This window comes from Olsenella absiana (genome assembly GCF_036408855.1).
Classification (GTDB): domain Bacteria; phylum Actinomycetota; class Coriobacteriia; order Coriobacteriales; family Atopobiaceae; genus Olsenella_K; species Olsenella_K absiana.
This window is the reverse complement of record NZ_JAZGJQ010000002.1, coordinates 299,550-326,523: the sequence shown is the minus strand read 5'-3', so window position 1 is coordinate 326,523 and position 26,974 is coordinate 299,550. Positions and strand designations below refer to the sequence as shown.

General features: G+C 68.0%; 19 protein-coding genes. 10 read left to right on the top strand and 9 right to left on the bottom strand.

The window, feature by feature from the left end; translation table 11 throughout:
* Positions 1–141 precede the first annotated feature (141 nt).
* A complete protein-coding gene (locus VXJ25_RS03305; RefSeq protein ID WP_330957794.1) occupies positions 142–1,611 on the top strand; it encodes a radical SAM protein in 1,470 nt (489 codons plus the stop codon).
* A 398-nt stretch (positions 1,612–2,009) separates the two neighbouring features.
* Positions 2,010–4,079, top strand: a complete 2,070-nt coding sequence (gene fusA / locus VXJ25_RS03300; RefSeq protein ID WP_330957793.1) for an elongation factor G — start codon at positions 2,010–2,012, stop codon at positions 4,077–4,079.
* 92 nt (positions 4,080–4,171) lie between these two features.
* On the opposite strand, the gene VXJ25_RS03295 is transcribed toward fusA, so the two are convergent.
* Complete coding sequence (locus tag VXJ25_RS03295) at positions 4,172–5,335, bottom strand: hypothetical protein (protein ID WP_330957792.1); 1,164 nt, start codon at positions 5,333–5,335, stop codon at positions 4,172–4,174.
* A gap of 186 nt (positions 5,336–5,521) precedes the next feature.
* Positions 5,522–6,664: a sugar-transfer associated ATP-grasp domain-containing protein gene (locus tag VXJ25_RS03290; RefSeq protein WP_330957791.1), complete on the bottom strand. Its 1,143-nt coding sequence runs from the start codon at positions 6,662–6,664 to the stop codon at positions 5,522–5,524.
* A gap of 306 nt (positions 6,665–6,970) precedes the next feature.
* Between VXJ25_RS03290 and VXJ25_RS03285 the strand changes: the two genes are divergently transcribed.
* The 5 genes from VXJ25_RS03285 to VXJ25_RS03265 all read left to right on the top strand — a co-directional run bounded on the left by VXJ25_RS03285 (position 6,971) and on the right by VXJ25_RS03265 (position 13,034).
* On the top strand, positions 6,971–8,083 hold the full coding sequence (locus VXJ25_RS03285) for an ATP-grasp domain-containing protein (protein WP_330957790.1): 1,113 nt from the start codon (positions 6,971–6,973) through the stop codon (positions 8,081–8,083).
* A complete protein-coding gene (locus VXJ25_RS03280; RefSeq protein WP_330957789.1) occupies positions 8,084–9,559 on the top strand; it encodes a lipopolysaccharide biosynthesis protein in 1,476 nt (491 codons plus the stop codon).
* Between the two features lie 99 nt (positions 9,560–9,658).
* Positions 9,659–10,783, top strand: coding sequence for a DegT/DnrJ/EryC1/StrS family aminotransferase (locus VXJ25_RS03275; RefSeq protein WP_330957788.1), 1,125 nt, complete (start codon positions 9,659–9,661; stop codon positions 10,781–10,783).
* A 2-nt stretch (positions 10,784–10,785) separates the two neighbouring features.
* Positions 10,786–11,835: a glycosyltransferase gene (locus VXJ25_RS03270; RefSeq protein WP_330957787.1), complete on the top strand. Its 1,050-nt coding sequence runs from the start codon at positions 10,786–10,788 to the stop codon at positions 11,833–11,835.
* A 35-nt stretch (positions 11,836–11,870) separates the two neighbouring features.
* Positions 11,871–13,034 carry an ATP-grasp domain-containing protein gene (locus VXJ25_RS03265; protein WP_330957786.1) on the top strand — a complete coding sequence of 388 codons (1,164 nt, stop codon included), beginning with the start codon at positions 11,871–11,873 and terminating at the stop codon, positions 13,032–13,034.
* 72 nt (positions 13,035–13,106) lie between these two features.
* Here VXJ25_RS03265 and VXJ25_RS03260 read toward each other — a convergent pair whose 3' ends face one another.
* On the bottom strand, positions 13,107–14,171 hold the full coding sequence (locus VXJ25_RS03260; protein WP_330957785.1) for a glycosyltransferase: 1,065 nt from the start codon (positions 14,169–14,171) through the stop codon (positions 13,107–13,109).
* Positions 14,172–14,312: 141 nt separating this feature from the next.
* On the opposite strand from VXJ25_RS03260, the gene VXJ25_RS03255 reads away from it, so the two are divergent.
* Entirely contained in the window at positions 14,313–15,224 is a 912-nt protein-coding gene (locus VXJ25_RS03255) for a glycosyltransferase family 2 protein (protein ID WP_330957784.1), read from the top strand.
* Between the two features lie 54 nt (positions 15,225–15,278).
* Here VXJ25_RS03255 and VXJ25_RS03250 read toward each other — a convergent pair whose 3' ends face one another.
* The 3 genes from VXJ25_RS03250 to VXJ25_RS03240 all read right to left on the bottom strand — a co-directional run bounded on the left by VXJ25_RS03250 (position 15,279) and on the right by VXJ25_RS03240 (position 18,668).
* Positions 15,279–15,677 carry a DUF2304 domain-containing protein gene (locus VXJ25_RS03250; RefSeq protein ID WP_330957783.1) on the bottom strand — a complete coding sequence of 133 codons (399 nt, stop codon included), beginning with the start codon at positions 15,675–15,677 and terminating at the stop codon, positions 15,279–15,281.
* A 7-nt stretch (positions 15,678–15,684) separates the two neighbouring features.
* The gene (locus VXJ25_RS03245) at positions 15,685–16,365 is read right to left on the bottom strand and encodes a glycosyltransferase family 2 protein (protein ID WP_330957782.1); all 681 of its coding nucleotides are present in this window, start codon (positions 16,363–16,365) and stop codon (positions 15,685–15,687) included.
* A gap of 125 nt (positions 16,366–16,490) precedes the next feature.
* Positions 16,491–18,668, bottom strand: a complete 2,178-nt coding sequence (locus tag VXJ25_RS03240; RefSeq protein ID WP_330957781.1) for a DUF6541 family protein — start codon at positions 18,666–18,668, stop codon at positions 16,491–16,493.
* 233 nt (positions 18,669–18,901) lie between these two features.
* Here VXJ25_RS03240 and VXJ25_RS03235 point away from each other — a divergent pair, with 233 nt between their 5' ends.
* The gene (locus tag VXJ25_RS03235) at positions 18,902–21,718 is read left to right on the top strand and encodes an RICIN domain-containing protein (protein WP_330957780.1); all 2,817 of its coding nucleotides are present in this window, start codon (positions 18,902–18,904) and stop codon (positions 21,716–21,718) included.
* Positions 21,719–21,902: 184 nt separating this feature from the next.
* On the opposite strand, the gene VXJ25_RS03230 is transcribed toward VXJ25_RS03235, so the two are convergent.
* The 3 genes from VXJ25_RS03230 to VXJ25_RS03220 all read right to left on the bottom strand — a co-directional run bounded on the left by VXJ25_RS03230 (position 21,903) and on the right by VXJ25_RS03220 (position 25,206).
* Positions 21,903–23,333, bottom strand: coding sequence for a hypothetical protein (locus VXJ25_RS03230; protein ID WP_330957779.1), 1,431 nt, complete (start codon positions 23,331–23,333; stop codon positions 21,903–21,905).
* 93 nt (positions 23,334–23,426) lie between these two features.
* On the bottom strand, positions 23,427–23,672 hold the full coding sequence (locus tag VXJ25_RS03225; protein ID WP_330957778.1) for an acyl carrier protein: 246 nt from the start codon (positions 23,670–23,672) through the stop codon (positions 23,427–23,429).
* Positions 23,673–23,688: 16 nt separating this feature from the next.
* The gene (locus VXJ25_RS03220) at positions 23,689–25,206 is read right to left on the bottom strand and encodes an amino acid adenylation domain-containing protein (protein WP_330957777.1); all 1,518 of its coding nucleotides are present in this window, start codon (positions 25,204–25,206) and stop codon (positions 23,689–23,691) included.
* A gap of 290 nt (positions 25,207–25,496) precedes the next feature.
* On the opposite strand from VXJ25_RS03220, the gene VXJ25_RS03215 reads away from it, so the two are divergent.
* Complete coding sequence (locus VXJ25_RS03215; RefSeq protein ID WP_330957776.1) at positions 25,497–26,864, top strand: hypothetical protein; 1,368 nt, start codon at positions 25,497–25,499, stop codon at positions 26,862–26,864.
* Positions 26,865–26,974: the final 110 nt, after the last annotated feature.

The following is a 26,974-nucleotide window of genomic DNA, read 5'->3' as shown; positions in this document are numbered from 1 at the left end:
TGCGGACGCCTCGCGCACCATCCCGACAAAAGCAGCGCGGCGCATCCCTTTCCGGTCGCCCAAAGCCGTTGCAACCAGCCTTTCGGGCGGCGCGCCGCCCGGGTCGTCAGAGGGACGACCGGAGAGAAAGAGGTAATCGTCATGCAGTCCAAGATCGCGCACGCGGCGGAGCGGAAGGCCTTCAGCGTCGTCATCGACCAGGCGCTCAAGGCGGCCTCCGGCGAGGACCGTGCCGAGAAGGTCGACAAGGTCGTCGACATGGCCGGCAAGCTCCTCAAGGACACGGCCCCCGGCGTCGTTCGCGGCCTCAAGACCGCCCTCTACCCCGGTGGCAAGTGGGAGGACTTCCTGTTCGACGTCATCGACAACACCGACCCGCACGTCTTCAAGACCGCGATCATGAACGGCGGCTACGAGGCCGCCTTCCGCGGCCTGCGCACCTGCACCGAGAACGCCGCCAAGAACGGCTGCAACGTGCCCTGGATCATCCTCTTCGACCCGACGAGCGCCTGCAACAAGCACTGCGTGGGCTGCTGGGCCGCCGACTACGGCAACCGTCTCAACCTCACCTACGACGAGTGCGACAAGCTCATCACCGAGGCCTCCGCTCTCGGTACCCACCTGTTCATGCTGACCGGCGGCGAGCCCCTCGTCCGCAAGGGCGACGTCCTCAAGCTGGCCGAGAAGCACAACGACTGCATCTTCAACATCTTCACCAACGCGTCGCTGGTGGACGAGGCCTTCTGCCAGAAGGTCCAGGAGCTCGGCAACATCGTCTTCTCCGTCTCCCTCGAGTCCTACGAGGCCAGCGTCAACGACGGCCGCCGCGGCGACGGCTCCTTCGAGGAGGTCATGCGCGCCTTCGACCTCATGAAGAAGCATGGCCTGCTCTACGGCACCTCCACCTGCTACACCCGCGCCAACACCGAGCGCGTCTCCTCCGACCAGTTCTTCCAGCTCCTGGTCGACAAGGGCTGCCGCTGGGCCTGGTACTTCCACTACATGCCCGTCGGCGAGGGCGCCAGCGCAGACCTCATGCCCACGCCCGAGCAGCGCGAGTACATGTTCCACCGCATCCGCGAGGTCCGCGGCTTCGAGGGCGGCTACCCCATCTTCGCGATGGACTTCCAGAACGACGGCGAGTACGTCGGCGGCTGCATCGCCGGCGGTCGCGTGTACTGCCATGTGAACGCCCGCGGCGACGTGGAGCCCTGCGTCTTCATCCACTACTCCAACGCCAACATCCGCGACGGTTCCTGGCTCGACTGCCTCAAGCAGCCGATGTTCCAGGCCTACCGCTCCCGCTACCCCTGGAACGACAACATGCTCCAGCCCTGCCCCATGCTCGAGAACCCGACCATGCTGCCCGAGATGGTCAAGGAGGCCGGCGCCCACTGCACCGAGTACGTCACCCCGGTCACCCCGGAGAGCATCGAGGAGCGCACCGCGCCCTACGCAGCCAGCTGGGCGCCCACGGCCAACAAGCTCTGGCTCGAGGAGCATCCCACGGGCAAGAAGATCTACGCCGACAAGATGTCGACGGTCTCGCAGGATGAGAAGGGTCGCATGCTCATGGAGATGGACACCGAGAACGAGGCCGTCCTCGACTAGGTGTCGGCGACACGTCATTGCGAAGGGGCTCGCGCGAAGGCGCGGGCCCCTTTTTCGTGTCGCCACGTCGCCCGTCCGCAGGCTTGCCGCACTCGCGCCTCGTGCCCCCGTGTGCCACCACGTCAGGCCCCGGCCCGCGCGCCACACGCAGCGTCAATGGTACTCGACTTCAGGCGCCCGCAGGAGGGCCCGGCCGTCGACGTTTGATGACAACCGCCAACCCGACGCGCGCCGCAGGGTCGCTGCCGCCTTGGGTAAGGTCTTGGTTATGCGCTTGGGACCCGCTTCCGAGGCGCACCGATGCGTGGCAATGTGGCAGGGCGATAGCCGAGGTGTGGCCGCGTCCGCGTTCCGGGCCTGTGGCCGTCGCCGACCTGAGCAGCTCAAGGAGGCATCACATGGCAGGCAGAGTCGAGAAGGTAAAGAACGTGGTCCTTGTGGGCCAAGGCGGCGTGGGCAAGACCATGCTGGCCGAGGCGATGCTGCACCTCACGGGAAGGACCACCCGCCTGGGCGGTCACGCCGGCACAAAGCCCACGCTCGACTACGACGCGGAGGAGGGTTCCCGCGGCTTCTCCATCTCCACGACGATCGCGCCCGTGACCTGGGAGGACACGCGCATCAACGTGCTCGACGCGCCCTGCTACCCCGATTTCGTGGGCGACGCCTACGCGGCGATGAGCGCCGGCGAGACGACGCTGTTCATGGTCGACTCCACCGGCCCGCAGACGACCACCACCCGCCTCTGGTTCGCCGCGGACGAGCTCTCGGTGGCGCGCGCCGTCTTCGTGAACCGCCTGGACAAGGACGACGCGGACTTCGACCTGGCCATGGAGTCGCTGCGCGAGCACTTCGGCAACCGCCTCGGCGCCGTCACGATCCCCATGGGGACCGGCTCGGCGTTCTCTGGCGTCATCGACGTCGTGCACCAGAAGGCGCGCCGCCTCGTGGACGGCAAGCCCGAGGTCACGGACGTTCCCGCCGAGTTCGCCGACGCGGCAGCTTCCGCCCGCGCCGACCTCGTCGACCTGGTCGTCGAGGTGGACGACGAACTCATGATGAAGTACCTCGAGGGCGAGGAGATAAGCGAGCAGGAGCTCGAGGGGCTTCTCGCCCGCGCGCTGCGCGAGCGCGTCTTCGTGCCCGTGTTCGCCGGCTCCTGCGTCAAGGAGGAGGGCGTCGTCTCGCTGCTCGACGCCATCGTCAACTGGTTCCCGACCATGGCGGACTTCGGGCGCATCCCGCTGGTCAACGGCGAGCAGCTCGACATCTCCCCGGACGACGACCGCCCCGTCGCCTTCGTCTTCAAGAGCCTCAACGACCCGCAGAACGGGCGCCTCTCCTTCCTCAAGGTGCTTGCGGGCACGCTGGAGCCCGGCCTGGAGCTGACGAACGCCCGCACGCGCAAGGCGGAGCGCCTCGGCCACCTCTACCTCATGTGCGGCAAGGAGACCCAGGACGTGAAGTCGGCCGCCTCCGGCGACATCGTTGTCGTGCCCAAGCTCGAGGCCATCACGGGCGACACCCTCTCGGTCACGGGCAAGGTCGAGGCGGCGCAGTTCCGCTTCCCCAACTCGCTCTACCGTATCGCCATCGAGCCCGACAAGCGCGGCACCGAGGACAAGCTCTACACCTTCCTGGACAAGGCCGCGGACGCCGACCCGACCCTCAAGGTCGAGCGCGTCGAGGACACCGGCCAGACGGTCATCTCCGCGATCGGCGAGGCGCAGGTCAGCGTCCTGCTCGACCGCCTCGAGGACCGCGTGGGCATCACGGCGCACACCGTGAAGCTCAAGATCCCCTATCGCGAGACGATCCGCCGCGTCGCGAGCGCCGAGGGACGCCACAAGAAGCAGACCGGCGGCGCCGGGCAGTTCGGCGACTGCTGGCTGCGCGTTGAGCCCAACCCTGGGCAGGGCTACGAGTTCGTGGACGAGGTCGTCGGCGGCCACATCCCGCGCAACTTCATCCCCGCCATCGACAAGGGCGTCCGCGAGACCATGGCCGACGGCGTGCTCGCCGGCTACCCGATGATCGACATCAAGGTCGCGGTCTACGACGGCTCCTACCACCCCGTCGACTCCAACGAGATGGCCTTCAAGACGGCCGCCCGCATCGGCTTCCAGAAGGCCGTGGGCCAGGCGGAGCCCGTCCTGCTCGAGCCGATGGCGCACCTCGAGATCACGGTGCCCGACAGCTACGCCGGCTCCGTGATGGGCGACATCTCCGCCTCCCGCGGCCGCGTGGAGGGCATGACGGCCGCCACCGGCTCCGAGGCGGGGTACACGACCATCGAGGCGACCGTGCCCTACGCCGAGGTCACCGACTACTCCACGCGCCTGCGCTCGCTCTCCCGCGGCACGGGCGAGTTCGAGCTCGAGCTGAGCGGCTACGAGCAGGTGCCGCACGACGTGCAGCAGAGGCTCGCCGAGGAGTACCAGGAGAGGCGCGCGGCAGGCGAGAGGTAGCGCGCCGCTCCGCCAAGGTCCAGCCGATCCGGGCCCGCCGCCCCCGCCCTGGGGTGGCGGGCCCCCTCAGTCGCCGCGCACGCCACCGACCGCTACACGAGCTCGTGGCAGTGGGCGTCTCGGGCCGTGGCGCACATGTGGTCGTAGGAGGGGAACTCCAGCTCGTCGCGCAGGGAGGCGCGCGCCACGATGAAGTCGAGCGACTCGTTGGGCAGGGTCACGCCGAGGTGGCGGCAGAGCTCGCGCACGGCCTCGTCGAAGGCCGCGACGCTCGCCACCTGGGCGCAGGTGACGCAGACGACCTTGAGGTCGAGCAGGTTGGGCACGGTCAGGGAGTGCAGGTCCCTCCAGGAGGGAGGGGTCTCGCCCACGTACTGGAGGGCCACGCCCCTGTCCGGCCAGCACAGGTCGTAGGCCTCGTAGGGGCCCTCCGTGCTCGGTGCGTCCGGGGCGTCGGTCTCCGTCAGCTGGTAGTCGACCCCGATCATGGGCCTCTCGAGGCCATAGCCGCCCATCTCGCGCGGGAGGGTCAGGAGCAGGAAGAGGTAGCTCGCCATGGGGCTGTGGGACCCCTCGGCCACGAGCGCGAGCGCGTCCATGGCCTGGTCGTATCCAGGCAGGCCGCGTGCGCCTCGCAGGTAGGCCTTGAGCCCGCGTATCGTGCAGACGCTGTCCCCGAAGACGCGGTAGTTGCGGGGGTCGTCGAGGTGGTCGGTGGCGTAGAGCCCGCAGAGCTCCATGCCGAGCTGGGCGAGCCGGCGGGGGGCGAGCTCTGAGGCCTTGCGGAGGTAGAGGAACTCCGGGGTGCTCATCTGACGCCCCCGGACGATTCGCACGGAGCCCTCGGGCAGGCGTTCGTCCCAGGGCACGATCTCCTCGTCTCCAAAGTCGGCCTCGTCCCCGAAGTCCGCTTCGTCCCCGTAGCCGGTCTGATCAACGCAGACGTCCGCGAACGCGTCCTCGAGCTCCCCGAAGGCCGCGGGGCCCTCCTGCGGGAAGTCGAGGCCGCCCAGGGCGCCGAGGCGCCAGGGCACCCCGTCGGCGTCCGGGGAGAGCTCGTCCCCCGCGTCGGTCGCGAGGTTGGCTCCGAGCGCCTGGCTCAGGTGGCTCACGACCTCCTGACACCCCTCGTAGCTCTCCAGCTGGGCCGTCGTGACGTGGATGACCGTCCAGTCGTCGGGTCCGTCGAACGGCTCCGACGCCGGGTCGTCGTCTATCTGGAGCGCGACTTTCTCCTTCGACCATACGAGCGCCATGGGCTCCTCCTCACGATGCGGGTGAACGTGAGGGGAACTCTAGCGCGCCGGAGGGGGAGAGACCTTGCCTGGGCCTGCGGAAAGCTGGCACGAAGCTTGTCGTACGGGCCAACCCACCTGCGGCGGGGCTTCTCGGCTTGCAGGCGGGTGACCTTGCTGGCGACCCTGCGCGCGACCCTCCGTGGCCTAGTGGGCGATCGAGTTCCTGCGGGCCTTGTCCTCGGGGGAGAGCGCGTCGATGGCGTCGAGCTTGGCGCGGTAGTAGCGCGCGGGCAGGGGGTCCTTGAGCAGCGGACGGAAGAGCTGCAGGTACTGGACGCCGGAGTGCGAGTTTATCTCCATGATGCGGGGGCCGTCCGGGGTGATGCCCACGTCGTAGCCGAGGTACTCGACCGGGCCGAGCGCTAGCGAGACCTGACGGAGCATCTCGAGGACCTCCGACCAGCACGAGATCCGACCCTCCACGGGCGCGCCGCTGTCGGGGTGGGTGGGGCAGTCCTCGACGCGGGCGGGGTAGACGAGCTTGGCGTCGCCGAAGCGGCCGCTCTCGAGGTCCACGTAGGCGTTGAGCGAGCAGATGTCCGCCCTGTCGGGGATCTGGTAGTTGGGGGTCGAGCCGCTCTTGTCCGCGCCGACCGAGAAGCGCAGGTAGTCGGCGATGGGCGTCGGCGAGACGCCGTCGGGGTTGACCACGATGACGCGGAGGGTGTGGATCAGCGGGTCGATCCTCGCCAGGTCCTCGGAGGGGCGGATGAACTCGGTGAAGACGTAGTTGGGGTGTGTGCGGACGAAGTCCTTGACGCCCTCCTCGGAGGCCTCGCGGGCGTCGACGGCGAAGGAGCGCCCGTCGAAGGACAGGCGGTGGAAGCCCACCGCCATGGCCCCGTTGCAGGGCTTGCAGGCGAGCTCCCCGACCTCGCGCAGGGTCTCGACGAAGCCCTCCAGGCTGGGACCGGCGGCGCAGTCGGGCCCAGGTACCAGGCGCGACCTGGCGGTGTAGTAGTAGTACCTGGGCATGAACCTGTCGGCGGGCGTGCCCGCGAGCATGTACTTGAGGGTCAGCTTGTCGTTGATCCAGATGCGCTGCCAGTCGTTGAGCGGCCACATCTTGCAGAAGTCGTAGTCGGAGATGTAGTCGCCGACCGTCTCCGGGGTGAGCCCGTAGCTGTAGGCGCTCATGGCGTAGTAGCCCTCGGAGTGCGCCCACCTCAGGTAGTCCTCGTCGAAAAGGCCGCTCGTGAGCTCGTCCGCCATGGTGTCGAGGTACTCGTGGGCCATCCTCTCGGCGAAGCCGTCCGCGAGGAGTGACTCGAGCGAGTTGTCCTTCATGATCGTGCCTCCGAAGACTGGGTGTCACGTGCGAGGCGCCCCGCCGCGCAGCCCGGAGCGCGGGTCGCACGTGAGTCGCAGGTGGGTGCAAGGGTGCGGCAAGGCTCCTGTGGGCATTGGGCGCAGGAGGGGCCAGCGGCCGCGCAGCCCCAAAAGTATACATTAAGCTGAGAGGATGACATCCACCCCCAGGCCCGGACAGGGCCTGCTCGCACGGACCCGGCGCCCGAGCGACAGCGCCGAGCGCCTCGCCATCGGCTGGCTCGCGGGTCCGCAGCGCCACACACGCATCGGAGGCTCCACGGCATGGGCACAGCGCTGGTCACGGCAATCGGCTCGTTCTCCGCAGACATCGTCATCAAACGGCTGCACGCCGCGGGTGAGAAGGTCGTGGGGTCAGACATCTACGCCCGGGAGCTCGTGGCCGACGCCCTCTCCGTCGATGCCTTCTACCAGGCCCCCTACACCTCCGACCGCGAGCGCTACGCGAGCTTCGTCGCAGGGGTCTGCGAGGCCGAGGGCGTCGACTACATCTGCCCCCTGACCGACGTGGACGTGGACTTCTTCAACGCGGCGCGCGCCGAGGACGGCACCTTCGCCGGCGCCCTCGTCTGCATCTCGCCCGCCTCGTCGCTCGCGTACTGCAGGGACAAGCAGGCCATGGCGGGCTTCCTCGAGCGCAGCTCCTCTGGCGTCCGCGGCATCGAGACGCGCCCGCTCCCCTCGCTCGGCTCCGGCCCCGCGTCCTTCCCCGTGGTCGTGAAGCCAAAAGACGGCAGGAGCAGCCAGGGGCTGCGCTACGTCCACGACGAGCGCGAGTGGGCGGAGCTCTCCTCCATCCCCGACCCCGAGCGCTACGTCGTGCAGCCGCTCGTCGAGGGCCGCGTCGTCTGCGTGGACGTGGTCCGCGCCGCCGCGGGCGACGCCTGCGTGGCCGTGCCGCGCAGGGAGTACCTGCGTACGCTCAACGGCGCGGGCACCTCGGTCGAGGTCTTCCACGACTCCGACCTCGAGGCGGCCTCGTGCGCCCTTGCCGCCGAGCTGGGCGTCGTCGGCTGCGTGAACTTCGAGTTCATCGAGGAGGGGCCGGACGGGCGCGTGCCCGAGCCGGGCACGCCCTCCGCGCGCTTCTCGGCCGCCGACGCGGCCTGCGCCGCCGAGGCCGGCCGTGCGCCCGCGGCACCCGCGTCCTTCTCGCCCGAGGGGGCGGCTCGCGGAAGGGGTCTCTCCCGCTACCACTTCCTCGAGTGCAACCCGCGCTTCTCCGGGGGCGTGGAGTTCAGCTGCATCGCCGCCTACGACTGCGTGACCAACCACCTGCGCGCCTTCCGCGGCGAGCCGATCGAGCCCCTCGGTCCCTGGCGCGCGCAGTTCATAGCGCGCAAGTACGAGGAGTACGTGACGAGGCTGGAGGACTAGGTGGCCCACGACCTCAAGGCGACCACGGTCAGATCGCTCTTCTGGAAGCTCTTCGAGCAGGGTGGCTCCGCCGCGATCCAGCTCGTCGTGCAGATCGTGATGGCGCGCCTGCTCGCACCGGCGGAGTTCGGCATGCTCGCGATCATGACCGTCTTCGTGAACATCGGCAACGTGATCGTGCAGTCCGGCCTCAACACGGCTATCATCCAGTCGCCCGACCTCGACGAGGACGACTGCTCCACGGTCTTCTGGATGAGCCTGACCATCTCCTGCGTGCTCTACCTCGCGATCTTCGCCGCCGCGCCCGCCGTGGCTCAGTTCTACGCTATGCCCGCCATCGTCTGGCCGCTGCGCGCCCTCGTGCTCATCCTGATCGTGAACGCCTACAACGCGATCCAGGAGGCCCTGGTCGCGCGCCACATGGACTTCAAGAAGACCTTCCGCGCCACCGTGGCCGCCGCTGCGGTGTCGGGCGTCTCCGCCATCTCCGCGGCCGTCGCCGGCGCGGGCATCTGGGCGCTCGTGGTGCAGCAGCTCTCATTCCAGCTCACCAAGTGCGTCGTCCTCATGGCCGAGGTCCCCTGGAAGCCCCGGCTCGTGTTCGTGGCGGCGCGCGCGAAGACGATGTTTCGCTTCGGGTGGAAGCTGCTCGTCTCGGGCCTGATCGACCAGGGCTACACGAGCCTGTCCTCCCTGGTCATCGGACACCAGTTCACGGGCAGCGACCTCGGCTACGTCACCCAGGGCGAGAAGTACCCGCAGGCCCTGGGCATAGTCCTGGACGGCGCCATCCAGCCCGTCATGCTCTCGGCGGTCTCGCGCATGCAGGACGACAAGGCCCGCGTCAAGCGGCTCGCCCGGCGCGGGCTCAAGACGAGCACCTTCCTGATCGTGCCGGCCATGGGCGCCTTCGCTCTCGTCGCCCGCCCGCTCGTCGTGCTGCTCCTGGGCGAGAAGTGGCTGCCCGCCGTGCCCTTCCTGCAGATGTACTGCCTGATCTACGCCTTCCTGCCCATCCACACGACCAACCTGCAGGTGCTCAACGGCATGGGGAAGAGCGACGTCTTCCTCAGGCTCGAGGTCATCAAGAAGGGGATCGGCGTCGCCATGCTCTGCGTGACCGCCTTCGTGATCCACGACCTCAACGCCATCGTGGTCGGCTACATCATCAACAACGTGATCTCGACCTTCATCAACGCCGAGCCCAACCGCAAGGTCATCGGCTACTCCTACCTTGAGCAGGTGCGCGACATCTGCCCGGCCTTCGCGCTCACGGCCGCCTCGGCCGCCGTCGCCTACCCGCTCGCCCTTCTCGGCCTGCCGAGCCTCGCGCTGATTCTGCTGCAGGTCCTCGCGATGGGCGCCGCCTACCTGCTCATCGCCCGCCTCCTCGGGGTCGAGGAGCTCGCCTACCTCCTCGCCAACGCTCGCGCCTACCTCGCCGGCAGGCGCAAGTCCGACCAGGCGGGCGCGTAAGGGTACTATTAGGACCGAACACTCAGGGGCCGGCCTCGCACGAGGTCCGCCCGCGCGCCCCGGCGCGCCACGATCACGCAGAAGCATCGGAGCGTCCCCATGGCAGACAAGCCGTACGACAAGATCCTCGTCACCCGTTCCTCCATGCCTCCCCTCGAGGAGTACGTCGAGGAGATCGCCCCCCTCTGGCAGAGCCACTGGCTGACCAACATGGGCGCCGAGCACCAGAAGCTCGAGGTGGCGATCAAGGACTACCTCGGGATCGACAACATCGCGCTGTTCACCAACGGCCACTCCGCGCTCGAGTGCATCCTGGAGGCCATGGACCTCAGGGGCAAGGTCATCACGACCCCCTACAGCTTCGCCTCCACGACCCACGCGATCGTCCGCAAGGGGCTCGTCCCCGTCTTCGCCGACATCAAGCCGGACGACTACACGCTCGACCCCGCGAGCGTCGAGCGCCTCATCGACTCCAGCACCTGCGCCATCCTGCCGGTCCACGTGTACGGCAACATGTGCGACGTCGCCGCCATCCAGGAGATAGCGGACAAATATAACCTAAAGGTCATATACGATGCCGCGCATGCCTTCGGCGTGCGCCTCGACGGCACCTCCTCCGGCATGTTCGGCGACGCGGCGATGTACTCCTTCCACGCGACCAAGGTCTTCAACACCATCGAGGGCGGCGCGGTCTGCTTCAGGGACCCCGCGCTCCACGACCTTCTCAACCAGTGGAAGAACTTCGGCATCACGGGCACCGAGAGCGTCGAGTACGTGGGCGGCAACGCCAAGATGAACGAGTTCTGCGCGGCGATGGGCGTCTGCAACCTGCGCCACCTCGACGAGGAGATAGCCAAGCGCAGGCTCGTGGCGGAGCGCTACTGGGAGAGGCTCTCCGGCGTGGCGGGCGTCAGGCTGTGCCTGCCGCAGAAGGGGGTCACGCCCAACTACGCCTACCTGCCCGTCGTCTTCGAGGACGAGTTCGGCGCCACGCGCGACGACGTGTACGAGGCCCTTCTCGCCCGCGACATCCACGCGCGCAAGTACTTCTACCCCCTGATCAGCGACTACGAGTGCTACCGCGGCCACTTCGACTCCTCGAAGACGCCCGTGGCCCAGCACGTGGCCGCGCGCGTGCTCACGCTGCCGATGTTCGCCGACCTCGCCCTCGACGACGTCGACCTCATCTGCGACGTGGTGCTCGCCACGGCGCACAGGGGCTAGCGATGGGCGAGAAGGACCAGGAGGTCGAGGCGGCCTCGACGGGCGGGCAGGCGTCCGGGGTCGTTGCCGAGCCCGCTTCCGCCGCGCGCGAGCTCGAGCCCCTCGCGTCCGTCTGCATCCCCGTCTACAACCACGGGCGCTACATCGCCCAGTGCCTGCGCTCGCTGGCGGCCCAGAAGTGCGACTTCCCCTGGGAGGTCATCGTGGGCGAGGACTGCTCGCCCGATGACTCCCGCCAGGTGCTCGAGGGGCTGGAGCCGGAGTTGCCCCCCAACTTCAAGATCATCTACCGCGAGCACAACCTCGGGGCCGTCGGCAACGGCGAGGACCTGTGGCGGCGCGCCCGCGGCAAGTACCTCGTGAGCTGCGAGGGCGACGACTACTGGCTTTACGACCGCAAGCTGCAGACGCAGGTTGACTTCCTCGAGGCCCACCCAGACTACACGGCCTCCTTCACGCAGAGCGTCGTCGTCGACCAGGACTCCAAGCCCAACGGCGAGCGCTACCCCTCCTGCCCCGAGCCCGAGTACAGCTACCGCGAGTTCTTCTACTCCTGCATGCCCGGGCAGACGAGCAGCTACGTCTGCCGGCGCGAGGAGTTCTTCCGGGCGCTCGCCGACTTCAAGGCGCTCAAGGAGTACGACTTCTACATGGGCGACCGACGTAACGCCTTCCTCTGGCTGACGCTGGGCAGGGTCCAGTGCATCCAGGAGCCGTGGTGCGCCTATCGCCACGTGGTGAGCCAGGGGAGCAGCTACTCGGCCAACGTGAAGTTCGACGAGAAGTACGCGCGCAACGAGGTGGGCTTCGGCAAGTCCCTCGTCAAGTACGCGCTCGAGTACGGCGACCAGGAGGCCATAGAGACGGCCAAGAGGACCTACTACCGCTTCTGGCTCAAGTGGGGAGGCCGCCTACCCAGCCCCTACACCAGGCGGGAGTGCCTGCGCGCCATCATGCGCGAGAGGAGGTGGCCGAGCTACCTCCTGGCGCCGCTCCAGTGGTACTGGGTCCTCGGATTTCGCGTGCTGAGGGGGCGCCCGGTCGACCTGTAGCCGCCCGCGTCCGCACAAGAGCCAGGGAGGAATCCGTGAAGAAGATAGCCGTGTTCGGCACCCACGGCCTCGCGCAGGCGTTCGCGCGCAAGGCGCGGCTGCTCGGGGTCGAGTCCCACTGCTTTGCCCGCCCGCTGGACGACGCCACCCGCACCGCCTTCGACGTCTGCCACGAGGTGTCGCTCGCGGACGTGGACGCCCTCGTGCGGGAGTGCGAGGCCGCCGGCATCGACGGCGTGCTCCACACCTCTGAGTTCACCTTTCGTCCCGCCGCACTGGTGGCCGAGGCCCTGGGCCTCGACGGCAACCCCTCGAGCATCACGCGGGAGGGCGGCGGCATCACCGACAAGTTCCGCAACCGCGAGTGCTGCAGGGGCGTGCGCGGCCTCGGCAAGGTGGAGTACGAGCGCGTGCGTGACCTGCGCGAGGTGGGTGAGAGGTGGCGCGGCCGCTACCCCTTCATCATCAAGCCGACCGCCGAGGCGGGCAAGCGCGGCGTCTCGATCGTGCGCGACGAGGCGGAGCTCGCCAGCGCCGTGCGCTACACCGAGGGCGAGCCGAGCCGCAGCTCCGAGTACATCGTCGAGAGCCTCATCCCGGACGGCACCAACCTCTCGGTCGAGGGGCTGTCGTTCCGCGGGACCCACACCATCCTGCAGGTCACCAACGCGGTGATAGACACGGCCCACCACTGCGCGGAGCTCGGCCACCAGCAGCCGGCCCTTCTCGCACCGGGCATGCGCGAGAAGGTCGAGGAGCTCGACCGGCAGGTCCTGGACGCGGTGGGTGTCGTGACGGGGCCAACGCACACGGAGATGCGCGTGGTGGGCGACGAGGTGTACCTGATCGAAGTGAACGCCCGCGGCGGTGGCGACCTCATCTCCGAGCGGCTCGTTGAGCTCTCGACCGGCTACGACTACGTCTCCGGCATGATCCTGGCGGCCCTCGGCGACCTTGCGCCCATCGACGCGTCCTCGCTGGCCCACCACCACGCGGGCATCTGGTACGTGGCTGAGCAGACCGCCTACCTCCAGCCCGTCCTCGAGGAGAGCGCGCACGCGCCCTGGTGCGTGATGCGCCACGTGGCCCCCGGCCCGCTCACGCTCCTCACGCACAACGGGCAGGACCACAGCTACTTCGTCTACCGCTTCGAGGGCGCCTGCCCCGAGTGGGTCTTCGAGCAGCAGCTCCGCAGGTAGCGCCCCTGCCTGCTCACGCCGGCGCCCTGCCCGCCCGTCGCGCCGGCCGTCCTTCTCGCCCAGCCGGGCCGGCTACCACTTGATGTCGACGTGGAGCTTCCTGATGGCGAAGGAGTAGGCCCAGAGGAAGGGTCGCATCAGGTGGGCGCGATAGAAGCGCTGGGCCACCAGCAGCTTCTTGAAGGCGCTCCCGTGCGCCCTCGCGTAGGCGCCGTTGATGTAGGGGGACCGGCGCCAGGTCGGGAAGCTCTCGTCCAGGTAGCGCGTGATGTGCGCGAGCTCGGCCTTGAGGTCCACGTCGGCGTTGGCCGAGAGCCGGAAGGGCATGGACACCCCGAGGTGCTCGAAGGCGACCGCGTCGAGGGCGGCCATGAGCGCGGGCGGGCACCCCGCCTGCACGTAGTCGGCCCGGATCTCTCGCATCATGCGCAGCACAGCCTCCACCTGATCCTCGGTGACCGTGTTGATCATCGAGTCCGCATGCACCATGTAGTGGACGAGCGAGCGCGGCGCGAACGCGACCGGGCGCGTGCACCTGGTGTAGGCGAGGAGCGTGAGGGCGAGGTCCTCTAGGATGGGAGGGGTCTCCGAGAGGCGCGGCAAGGTGGCGAGGACCCCTCTGCGGAAGGCCTTGTTCCAGGCCGCGGGGTTCACCTCGACGATGCGTCCGGGGTCGGCCTCCAGGGTGAACGGCGTCCGCTCGTCGCAGAACTCGCGCGAGAGGACCCTGCCCGTTGCGAGGTCCGTGCGGGAGAAGCCGCAGACGACGACGTCCGCGTCCTCGGCGACGGCGGTCTCGTAGAGCGTCCTGGCGAAGTCGGGCTCCACGCAGTCGTCGCTGTCGACGAAGGCGACGTAGTCGCCGCGCGCGGCATCGATGCCGGTCCAGCGGGCGTTCCAGAGCCTGCCGTTGTCCCGGTGCAGGGCGCGGACCAGGTTGGGGTAGCGCCGCTCGTAGTCCTGCAGGATACCGAGGCAGCCGTCAGGCGAGCCGTCGTCCACGCCGATGACCTCGATGCCGTCCATGTCCTGCGCAACGAGCGAGTCCATGCACGTGGGAAGGTAGCGCTCCGTGTTGTAGCAGGGCACGACGATGCTGAGCTTGCACCCGGCCTGCGGCTGCGCTGGCTGGCTCACCTCTTACCTCCCGTGTCGACGCGCGGCCCGGGGCCTGCGCAAGGGACTCCTATACTATCGTTGGGCTGGCGCCTGTGCCCCTCACCGGGGCCGTGGCCTGCCAGCCTTCACAAAACCCGGACCGAGAAGGACGTGACGCCCATGCCCCACGCCAAGAGCAAGCCCGAGGTCGCCGTAGTCATGTCCACTTACAACGGCGCACGCTATCTCGAGGAGCAGGTCGAGAGCATACTTGCACAGGAGGGCGTCGACGTACGGCTCTACGTCCGCGACGACGGCTCGACCGACGGCACCGTCGAGAAGCTCGAACGATGGGCCAGCGCGGGCACCCTCGAGCTTCTCGATGGCGGCAACCTCGGCGTGACCCGCTCCTTCCTGCTCCTCGTCTCCCAGGTGGCGGAGCGTCATCCCTACGTGGCGCTGGCCGACCAGGACGACGTGTGGCACACCAACAAGCTCCTCCGCGCGACGACGCGCCTCTCCGAGCTCGACCCATCCCTGCCTGCGGCGTACTGCAGCGAGTACACCTACTGCGATCAGGACCTGGTGCCGAGAGGCCGCTCGCACCTCAACCGAATCGGCGTCGACTTCCAGCGCATGCTCTACGAGAACGTGACCTCGGGCAACACCATGGTCATGAACCAGCTCCTGGCCCGTGCCGTCTCGCGGGCGGGGCTGGAGGGCGTCTACACGCACGACTGGTGGGTGTCCCTCGTGGCCACTGCCATCGGCACCCTCGTCTTCGACGACTTCTCGTCGCTCGAGTACCGTCGCCTGTCCAACAACGCGAGCGCGAGCGGTCGTGGGGCAAAGGAGGTGCTGGCCAACCGCGTCAGGCGCTACGTCGCCGGCGACGAGCTCGGCTTGGTGACGCGCCAGCTCGAGAAGCTCCGCGACGAGTACTGGGACCGGATGCCCGATGACAGGCGGCGGCTCCTCGCGCACTTCCTCGAGGACGACGGCCTCTCCAAGGCCCGCACGCCTGGCAGGCTCCGTCAGAGCGAGCGCGACGAGGTTGCCCTGAGGGCGCTCTTCCTCCTCGGCAGGCTCTAGGCAACCCCGGGCGCCCCTGGGGTCCCGTCGACCTTCTCGCGGCACTCGCGAGTCCTAGGCCTGGGTCCGCGCGTCCTTCTCGCCTGCGCGCCCGTCCGAGCGACCTTCCGTGGACGAGCGGCCGGCCGTGGCGTCCCCGAGGGCTACCTCCTGGGCGAGCTCCTCGACCTTGTGCCTGAGCATGGATATCTCGATGGAGTTGGTGAAGATCTTGACGAGCAGGAGCGCCACGATCACGAGGAAGACGAAGTTGCTGGGCGAGATGAACCCGAGCGCCTGCGACAGGCGGATGAAGACGCCCGGGAAGATGGCGGCGATGAGCAGCAGGACGGAGAGCAGCACCCAATAGATGGCGTCCTGCATGAGGATCTTGTTGCGCCTCACGCGGGTGATGATGAACCAGAACGCCAGTAGGGCGCCGACGAGCAGCAGGATTCTGAGCGAGAGAGACATCGTGCTCCTATCTGAGCCACTGGAAGAGCAGGATGGAGAGGCAGGTCCGCGACATGTAGCGGACGACGTTGCCGAGCTTGAGATAGCTCTCGCCGCCCTGGCGCTCGCGCATCTCGCACGGCACCTCCGTGACCTTGCCGCCCTTGCGCGCGACGAGCGCGATCGTGTCGGGCTCGGGGGCCACGTCGAAGCCCGTGGCGAACATCTCGATCATCCTACGGTTGTACATGCGCATGCCCGAGGTGGGGTCGGTGACGAGCACTCCGGTCGTGACCCGGATGAGCCAGGTGATGAGCCTGGAGCCGGCCGCACGGGCGCCCGCCGGACCCCCGCCTGCGAGCGCGCGCGAAGCGATCACGATGTCGGAGTCGGTGACCGCCATCTCCTCCGCCATGGGGGCGATGTATTGGGGCAGATGTTGTCCGTCGGCGTCGAACTGCACGACGGCGTCGTAGCCCCGGCGGTATGCGTACTTCATCCCGGTGCGGAACGCCGAGGTCAGGCCGGTGTTTATCGGCAGGCTGACGCCGTTCAGTCCGCGCTCCCGGATGATCTGGCCGGTTGCGTCCGAGGAGCCGTCGTCCACCACGAAGTAGTCCACCTGCGGGCAGGTCTGCTCGAGCCCGCGGACGGTGTCCTCGAGGCAGGCCTCCTCGTTGTAGGCGGGTATCACGGCAAGTACTCTCATGGTTGCTTCCTAGGGGCGTGGGGTCGCGCCTCGGCGGCGCCTCTCGCGTGGGGTCCATCCGTGGTCGCCCACCGCCAACCCAGTCTATCAGGAGGGTGCAGGAAAGGTGACAGCGGCCCTCCGAACTACTTGTCTATTCTATACAGGGCGAGGTCGCCCTGGGCCAGGACGAGCGTGAAGCCGGGCGTCTCGCGGGTGATCGAGGTGATGCCCGAGAAGCTCTCGGGCTTGTAGCCGCCGCGCCCGCCGATGAAGGAGCCCTCGGAGTTCACCGTGCTCATCACGAGCACGTAGCGGGCTCCCGTGGCGGCGACGGCCTCCCGTACTTGCTCGTCAGTCGCGATGTCGCGAAGCCTCGTCCTGATGAGGAAGCTCTCTTGGGTCTCGGATGAGTCGTCGGGGGAGTCGCCCGGTCTGGCGCCGAGGTCGCGGAAACCGTCTATCTTGCGGTAGTAGCAGCGCAGCCCGGTGTAGCCGTAGGCGAAGTAGCTGCCGTCGATGGGGTTGTTGATCACGAGGTCCTCTGGGCCCACCACCTGCTGGACCTCCTTGAGGAACTCCTGCTCGTTCAGGGCGATGGGGACGTTGGACTGGCAGGTGCGGTCGAAGTGGTCGCGGAAGTCGCCGAAGGGCGTGTGCACGCTGGGACTCTGCTGCTCGAGCATCACGTACTCCTGCACGTCGTCTGAGTTGCGGAGGATTCCCGAGTCTTGGATGGCCTCGTCCTGGGAGTGGAAGCTGCCCGGCAGGATGAGGTTGTTCGAGAAGGTCAGGAAGGCGTAGAGCACCACGCAGGCGACGGTCACCACCCTGGCGTGCGTCCGGTGCGCGCGCCAGGCGTTGTAGTGCTCGACACCCGCGAGAAGGAGCCCGAAGGCCCACTCTATGCCGAACGCGGCGAGTGGCACGGCGGCCAGCACCGCCATCGCCGCGAGCCGGTTGGGGTCGGTGTACCACACGCCGCAGACGAAGTTGCGGAGCCCGCCCGACATCACCGCGCCCATGAAGACGATCGCGCAGGTCGCGAGGTAGCTGAAGGGGAGCCAGCGCAGCCTCTCGGAGTAGAGGCACCTGACGGCGCCCACGATCACGAAGGCGGCCAGCGGGGCCTGGATGGCGTAGTCGTAGGAGCCCATGAAGGAGTAGCTCAGCCCTACGATGTCGACGAGGCCCTGGAAGGGGGTCGTGAAGGCGCCGCGTTCGAACTCGAAGAGGCCGTGGAAGGCAGGGAGGCGCCAGAAGGCGTACCAGCCCGCGAGCACCACGAGCATGAAGGCGGCGATTCCGAGGGCGGCCCTCGGGGTGGCACCGCGACCTGGGCGCCCCTCGTGCGCTCGACGCCAGATGAGCGCGATGCAGAACGGGACGAGGATGACGACGGCGGTGAAGACCGTGTTGGGGTGCAGCAGGACCTGGCCGACAAGGGACAGGAGGAAGGCGGCGATCAGCCTGGCCGCCTCGCCGCGCCCCCTGTCCCGGGCGAGGAAGGCTACGAAGAGGGCTATGGGGAAGGGGATGGTGCAGAACCCCGCGAGGTTGGGGTAGACGCCGCCGAAGATGAGCAGGAGCCACGGGAAGGCGACGAAGGAGACGCAGGCGAGAGCGCCCGCGTGCACCGTGCGCGGGGAGTCGGGGAAGAGCGCGACCATGAGGGGGAGCATCGCGAGGGGGTAGACGAGGGAGGTGAAGAAGTAGTTCGCCGCATTCACGACGTAGCCGGTGTCGACGCCGGTCATCTGCAGGACGAGGGCGCAGAGCGCATGGTACCCGGCGGGGTAGAAGCCTGCGCCCGGCACGGGGTTGATGGCGGCGTCCTGCACGGCGAGGTAGAAGGACACCCCGAGGGAGGAGAAGCGGCCCGACTGAGCGAAGGACTGGATCGCGTTGAGGTGGAAGGGGACGTCCGAGAGCTGGATGAGGTAGTCCGCCCAGGGGAGGCGCCCCACGAAGAAGAAGTAGCCGGCGACGAGTCCCATGACCAGGTAGGCCAGCACGTCTACGAGGGAGATCTTCGCAAGGTGCGCCTCGGCGAGGGGTCCGCGCGCCCCCTTGCGGCCAGCGAGGCGCTCGGCTGTGAGCACGATCGCGGGCACGGCGACCGCCGGAGCGAGGACGCTCGCGGGCGAGCAGACGACGCCCGCGAGGGAGTAGACGGTGCCCAGGAGGTTGATGACGGAGACGCCCAGGAGGGGCGCGCCGCAGGCGGACCACGCTCGCGGCAGGCCGAGCGCGCGGAGCGCGAGGTATCCCGGGACGCACGTCACGAAGGCGTAGACGAGGCAGATGAGGGCGAGCAGGCGCATGGTCCCCTCGATTCGGGCAGGTGGGGTTCAGAAGCATATGCGCCCATCGTAGCAGAGGCAGACGGCCTCCCGGGCAGCGTGGGCGCCTCCGAGGCGGCGAAGTGTGGAGCCGGAGGGCAGAATAAGGCCTGCCTGACACCACTCTGATACCATTACTCTGGCTCATTGTTTCACATCACATTGGAGGCTACATGGGCTTCGAGAGCTATAACCCGCGCACTTCACTGAAGAGGATGATAGTCGCAGGCACCGCAGCTGCCGCCCTCACCGCCGTCCCGGGCGTCGCGCTTGCGGCCGAGCCCGCCACGAGCACCACCGACCCCGCGCCCGCCACCGTACAGGCGCAGGACGCGTCCACCACCGCGACCGAGTCCGCTACCCCGACCGCCACCACCGCGGCCGAGTCCGCCTCGGCCCGCGAGGACAAGGCGGTACCCACTACCGAGACCGCGCCTGCGTCCGCTACCACTCCGCAGTTCGTCGGCGTCGCCAGCACGGCGACGACCCCGTCGGCCGAGGAGGCCGGCGAGGCGGCCACCGCCAGCGGCGACGCGACCTCCGCGTCCTCCTCGGACGCGACCGAGTCCGCCACGAGTGCCACCGCGGCGCCCGCCCCCTCGAACGCGCCGGCGGCCGAGGCCACGACCGCTGCCCCCACGTCCTCCTCGCCCACGGAGGCTCCCAAGTACGAGCGGCTCCTCGACGACGGCGACTACGCCATCGCGACCGACGTGGACTACTCCAAGGTGCTCGACGTCGAGAACGGCAACGCGTCCAACATGGCCAACGTACAGATCTTCGGCGCCAACAAGTCGGGCGCCCAGCAGTGGCACGTCACGTTCGATGACGCGTCCGGCTACTACACCTTCACCCTGAAGGGCACCAACGAGGTGCTCGACCTCAAGAACGGCGACCCCACCAGCGGCAACAACGTCTGGATCTACGAGAGCAACGGCACGCTGGCCCAGAGGTGGCTGCTCGAGCGCAACGGCAGCGGCTTCTACATCCTGAGCGCCAAGGACAAGGGCCTCGCGCTTGACGTCACCGGCGCCCGTAGCGAGAGCGGCACCAACGTCGAGGTCTGGTCCAAGAACGACAGCGGTGCGCAGAGGTTCCACTTCCTGACGCTGAACCCCAAATTCGACGAGCACAACAAGCAGACGCTCGCCGGCGGCGATGGCCTCTACACGGTCGAGCTGGCCAAGAACGTCGGCAAGGTCCTGGACGTCTCCTGCGACTCCAAGGACGACGGCGCCAACGTCCAGCTGTACTCCTCCAACGGCACGAACGCCCAGAAGTTCTACTTCGAGCAGGACGACGAGGGCTTCTACACCATCACGGTCGCGGGCTCCGGCAAGGTGCTCGACGTCGACTGCGGGGCGATCACCTGGGGCTCCAACGTCCAGCAGTTCACTGGCAACAGGACCGACGCGCAGAGGTGGGCGGTCAGGCGCAACGCCGACGGCAGCATCACCCTCGTCAACAAGGGCAGCGGCCTCGCCCTCGACCTCGTGGCGGGCGGCAGCGCGGACGGCACCAACCTGCAGACCTACGAGGACAACGGCACCGCCGCCCAGCGCTTTACGCTCAAGAAGGTCGACTACCTCAAGGACGGCATCTACAAGATCTCGAGCCTGGCGGACCTCAGCAAGGTGCTCGACATCAACGCGGCCTCCAGCGCGGACGGCGCCAAGGCGCAGGCGTACGAGTCCAACGACACGCTTGCCCAGCGCTTCGAGGTGAGCCTCAACGAGGACGGAAGCTTCCGCATCCGCACCGCGGCCTCCGGCGGCTTCCTCACCCAGTCCAGTGCGAACAGTACGGACGTCGTGCAGCGGGGCAACCACACCACCGCCGCCGTCGACATGAACACCTGGAAGCTCGTCTGGCAGGGAGGCTACTACACCGTCGTGAGGGCGGATACCGCCTCCTCGAGCGCGGCGGGCCAGAAGGCGCTCTCCCTTGAGGGAACGCAGAACGGCAAGGCCCTCAAGGTCGCCAGCAACACCGGCAGCTACGACCTCAAGCACTTCCTCTTCGAGCAGGCGAGCCTCATCAACGACGGCCTCTACGAGATCGTCTCGCGCCTCGGCCTCGACCTCGACGCCGCCGGCGCCGCCGCCACCTCGGGCACCAACGTGCAGATCTACGAGAAGAACAACAGCGTCGCGCAGAAGTACTACGTCACCTCCGCCGGCGGCGGCTACTACGCGATCACCAACGCGGCCTCCGGTCTCGCGCTCGACGTGAACGCGGGCTCCACCGAGAACGGTGCCAACGTCCACCTGTGGGAGTCCAACGGGACGGACGCCCAGCGCTGGACCGTCGTCATCGCCGACGGCGGCGGCATCACCTTCATCAACAAGGCGTCGGGCAAGGCGCTCGACGTCGCGGCCGCCAACGCGAGCAACGGCGCCAACGTCCAGTCCTTCGAGCGGAACTACACCGACGCCCAGACCTGGAGCCTGTCCCCGACCTACCTTCCCGGCTGGGTGAACGTCAACGGCTCCTGGTTCAACTTCCGCGACGACGGCACCAGGGTCGAGCTCTCTGGCGCGGGCTACTACGCGCTGAGTAGGTACGGCGGCAAGTCCACGCAGGCCGGCAGCCCCTACATGTTCTGCGTCGACACCTCGGCGTGCCGCCTCATCGTCTTCAAGGGCAGCGCCTGGAACTGGACGCCCGTCATCGACGTCGCCGTCGGCGTGGGTACCAGCGAACTCAACTCGACCAACGGTGGCACGCTCATTGGTGAGTTCTTCTACAACATTACCCCGAGCTACGGGTACGAGTTCGGCGGCTCCGGCCCCGCCCAGGGCGACCCGCAGGACCCCGGCAGCGACGGCTTGTACTACTACACCTCGATCTGGGGTGGCATGGGCTACCACTCGGTCCTCGGCATCGACATCAACGACCCCAGCACCTGGGGTCCGGCGGAGGCCGCTCAGACCGGTGTGCACATCTCACACGGCTGCATCCGCTGCCCGGTCAAGGTCGCCAAGTGGATCTACGACAACATGGTGACCGGTAGTCTCACGATCACCTACTAGGGAGCGGGTCTGGCGCCTGAGGGCGCCAGACTGGCCCGCGCCTGGCACCTACCTGCGCCTACCTGCGAGCGGCCTGCGACAAGAACGTCGCAGGCCGCTCTCTTGTCTCGCCTGAGCCCGATAAGCATGAGAAGGACCTGGGGTTGCAGCAGTGTGCGAGGTCCCGCTTGCGCGCGGGGACCCGCTAGTACTCGAAGTCCTTCTGCCAGTAGCGCTCGTAGGGGGCGTCCGACCCCTGGACGCGGACGTTGACGCGCACGGTCGCAGAGCCGTGGCCCTCGAGCCGGGTCGAGAAGCTGGGGTCTGCCGACCAGCCGCGCAGCTCCTCCTCGCTCCCGTCCGCGTGGACCCTTACGACCTGGTACTCGACCGCGGTGTCGGGGCCTGTGGTAGGGATCGCCTCGAGGCCGAGCGTGCCCCCCGAGACGGTGGCGGAGCATTGCAGGAGACAGATGCGCCCCGCGAGGGGGGCGGCATAGCCGTCCCACTGGTCGTAGGGCAGGCAGAGGCTCGCAAGGTCGACGCCGGACTCGTGCTCGGATACCAGCTTGGAGAGGACGGCGGAGAAGCGCTCGGCGCCCCCATGGTTGAGGTGCTGCTCGTCCACGAAGTCATCCGTACCCGCGCGATAGACGGAGGGGTCGAGGGCGTTCGCGTCCAGGTAGGTGCCGCCCGCCTGCTCGACCGCCTGCTGAAGGCGAATCGCCTGCTCGGGATAGGAGCGCCCGAGGTTCAAGACGTTGAAGTCCTGTCGCGGCATCATGATCACGTAGATCTCGATGCCGTGGTCCTGGCAGTAGGCGCACATCCGGCTGATGTGGTCGAGGTTCGCCTGGACGAACTCCTCCCCTGACCCCGAGGGGAGAAGGGGGACGGACGAGGCGAAGCCGTCGAGGTCGATGGTGCCTGAGAGCGAGTGGGTGACGTAGCCCTTCTCGGAGTAGTCCGACACGGTGGCCACGAGCTCCTTGGGCGTAAGGGTGAGGCGCTTGTGGATGTTGTTGCCCACGTCCACGGGGTCGGTGCCCACGTTGTCCACGGTCCAGGGCGCGAGGAAGACGAAGCTCGTGGGCTTGTAGAGGTACTGCTCGTCGAGGAGCATCTCGAGGCATTCGGACGCCTGCTGGGGAAGGCTCTCACCGTAGAGCTTGGACTGCGCGAAGATCGCGTCCGAGTAGATGTTGGGCCACGAGGCGAGCGACTCGTAGCTCACGCCCACGAAGACGCGCTTGAGGTCGCGCTCGTCGGCGATGGTGGTCATGGTTCGCTCGACGTTCTTGTACGAGACCCCGTAGAAGCCCTGGTTGAATGTGGTGGTGCCCAGGGACTCGTCGATGGTGTCTGGGTCGAGACCCTCGAGGGCGGTGGAGGCGCCCACGATGAGGTTGTCGATGTGCGCGGGGGCGTTCTCGCGGTAGTTGATCCAGGACAGGTAGGTCGCAGCCTCGTATGGTTCGAGCGCGAGGGTGATGAGCACGTCCGAGAGGACGAGGACCGCGACGAGTACGAGCGCGCGGACGACGACGCGCCAGCGTCCGGGCCGCCCCGCCTGTCGGGGGCATGGCTTGCCGTCGGCTGGCGCGTCTCCCGAGGTTACTGTCGTCTCGTCGTCCATGGCGTCGTTTGCGGGGAGGGGGGAGTTCTGTGGCTCTTTCACGACGTGCGTATCCTCTTCGTGGTCCTTCTCGCCCGTCCTCGCGGACGCCGGCTAGTCCTCTTCCTGCAGCCTCTTGACCAGGGAGAGGATGTCCTGGGCGCTGTTGAAGTTCTTGGGCAGGATGTCCTTGGCGGGGATGGAGACGTCGAACTCGTCGTTGAGCGCGCTGATGAGCGAGAGGATGTCGAAGGAGTCGAGCACACGGTCGTCAACCAGCGCGGTCTCGCTCTTGTAGTCCACGTCCTCCTTCACGTCCTCGAGAACCTCGATTACGTCGTCCAGCGTGACCTCGTCCATGGGCGCCCCTTTCCTGTCAGTCTTTGATGCGCGCCTGCGCCTTGAGTTCCTTGCGGTCAATCTTACCGCTACTCGTCAGGGGGAACCGATCGAGCCGCTTGGTGGAGTTGGGGATCATGTACTCCGGGAGCGCCTGGTGGAGGGCGGCGAGAAGGTCGTCCTTCTCGGTCGTGCCCACGTAGAAGAGGCGGATCTTCTTGCGGCGGTGGTCGTAGAGGCAGCAGGCGTTCTCCACGCCCTCGACCCCGCGCGCCGCGGTCTCGATCTCTCCCAGCTCGATGCGCTGGCCCATGTGCTTGATCTGGTTGTCCTTGCGCGTGGCGTAGACGAGGTCGCCATCCTCGTTCCAGGTGGCGAGGTCGCCGGTGCGGTAGATCGTCTCCATCCAGCGGCCGTTGGCGGGGTTCTGCACGAAGGCGGAGGCGGTCCTCTCCGCGTTGTCCAGGTAGCCGAGCGCCAGGGTGGTGCCGCTCACGCAGACCTCGCCGCGGACGCCGGGCTCGCTGACCTCGCGGTCCTGCTCGTCCAGCAGGAAGACGCGCTCGTCCGCGAAGGGCCTGCCGGCGGGGATGACCTCGTCGTCGGCGTAGTCGCGCCGAACCTCGAAGTAGGTGCAGTTGCAGGTGGTCTCCGTGGGGCCGTAGAGGTTCACGTACTTGGCGTCCGGCAGGTAGCGGCGCCAGTGCCGCAGCTCCTTGGGCGGCATGACCTCGCCGGAGAAGAGCACCTTCCCAACGGAGGTGGGCACGCGGTAGTCGAAGGCGTTCATGATCGTGACGAAGCCCATGGCGCCGACGGCCCACACGAGGGTGGTGCAGCCGTGGTCGGCGACGTAGTCCATGAGGACGGTGGGCTGGAGGAAGTACGCGCGCGGGATGAGGACCACGCTCGAGCCCTTGTAGAGGCTCGAGTAGATGTCCTTGACCGAGGCGTCGAAGTCGAAGGGCGCCTGGTTGCCGTGGACGTCGTCCTCGGTGATGCCGACGGCCTCGTCGAAGGCGGGCACGAAGTCGAGCACGCCGCGCTGCGCCGTGACGACGCCCTTGGGCGTGCCGGTCGAGCCGCTCGTGAAGGTGACGTAGAGCGGGTCCACGTCGGTCGCCTGGCGGCGGCGCCGGGCGAGAAGGGCCTCGTCGACCTCGCCGAAGACGTCCTCGATGCGAGCCAGCTGCCAGGGCGTGCCGGAGAAGAACTCGCGCGCCTGGCCCTCGCTGTCCTCGTCCACCAGGATGACGCCGGGCTTGAGCGTGTCGCAGATGGAGAGGATGCGCGCCTTGGGCTGGCGCACGTCGAGCGCGCAGTAGAAGGCGCCCGCGTAGACCGCGCCGTACATGGCCGACAGGGCGCGCGTGCTCTTCTCCATGAAGAGGGCGACGGCGCACCTTGGCTGCACGCGGGCGGCGAGCCAGCTGCCGGCCTCCTGCGCGTTGCGCATGAGCTGGGAGAAGGTGAGTTCGCTCGTGGGGTCGGTGACGGCGACCTTCTCAGGCAGGCGCCGTGCCGTGGTCTCGAGCCAATCGAGGACGTTCTTCATGTGTGCTCCAATGCTGTCGCAGGGGCGACTGCCGGGTCTTGGATGGGAGGGGTTGTGGCGTGGCGCTGCGCAGCCTCGCGACGCCCGCGTCCTTGTCGCGACGTCCATTATGGTCGTGCTGCCGGTCGATGGCGCGCCGCTGAGTCCATCCCATCACTTCTGCAGGTTTCCTTGGGAAGGGCGTCGGGCTGCCAGGGCGTCGGGGGAGGCAGGTATAATCCGGCACGGAGCGTTTCGGGGTGCGTCCCCGGCGCGTCGAGTGCGTTTGGGGCGAGCAGAAGGGGAGTCGCTTGTCGAGATGGGGCAAGGCCTGGAGGGTGGCGGCGAAGGCGCTGGTCTTGGTGGCTGTCCTTGTCGGCCTGGATGTGGCTCTCTCGTACGCCCTGCTGCCGTACGGGTCTCACACTGAGCTGGCATGGCGCGACTACTACTCGTGCGAGGATGAGATCGACACCATCTACGTCGGCTCCTCCACCACCGAGGTGTTTCTCGACCCGGACGTCATCGACCCAGTCCTAGGGACGGACTCGTTCAACCTCGCCCTGGGGCAGGGCACTCCCGGCGTCTCCCTGGACACGCTCGAGGCGGTCCTCGCGCGCAGGGGTTCCAACCTCAAGCGCGTGGTGTTCGGCGTCTCCTATAACGACCTCGTCTCGGAGGAGTCCGTCGTGGCGCGCCTCGCGATGGCCCAGGCGCGCGGCATCGGCCAGCTCCCTGCCTACAAGGTGGCACAGCTCTGGCACGTGGCTGCGGACCCCGCGTTCGTGAACGCGCCCACCTCGCTCGGCGTCCTCGCGCCGTGGTCGATCCTGGGCGTGGACGCCGACGAGGTGGCCGGAAACGTCGCGCGCAGGCTGTCGGGGATGAGTGCGGAGGAGTCCGCGCAGGTATACACCCCTGAGGAGCACTACATGGGGAGGGGCTTCTCGACCAACACGTCCGAGAAGATGCACGAGAACAACCTCTCCGACAGCGAGGTCGTCGGAGGCATGACGGAGGACGCGCGCGAGCGCTTCACCAAGCTCGCAGAGATCTGCGAGGAGAACGGGATCGAGCTGGACGTCCTTGTCCCGCCGCTGCCCACCTACCGAATCCTCATGTACGGCGGCACCTACGTCGAGAACATGGGCGAGATCAAGCGGATCTGCGAGGCCCATGGCGGCCGCTACCTGGACTTCAACCTCCAGAAGGGCTTCTGGCAGGAGTTCTCGGAGGACGACTTCTGGGACAACGCGCACTTCGACCTCGCGGCGGCCACCCGCTACAGCGAGCTGGTGGCGAGCTACCTCTCGCGCGTCGACGCGGGCGAGGACGTGAGCGGCGAGTTCTACTCATACGACGCCTGGGACGAGTACCTGGCCTCGCTGACCCAATCCACGCCGGTCTTCGTGGACGCGGACGTCGCGGACGGCGCCATCCGCGTGGGCGCCTACACCTACTCCGGTCCCAACCAGCACATGGAGTTCAAGGTGGTCGTGACCGACGCGGACACGGGCGAGGTCGTGGCGCAGAGGGACTACGACGCCGACCCCGACTTCAGCTTCGAGCCGCCAGTCAGCGGGACGTACGCCATCAGGGTCTACGACCGCGTCGAGGGCACGGACGTGGAGTACGACCACTACAGCGACAAAACCGTCAAGTACCAGGGCAGACGCTAGGAGCTCGGGGCGCGGGGACTCGCGGCGGGGACCCGCGCCGCTGCTCCGGCGGGCCCCGCGTCGGGGGACCGCCACCGCGCCCGGCGCCTGGCGCGGTGGGGTTGGCGCGA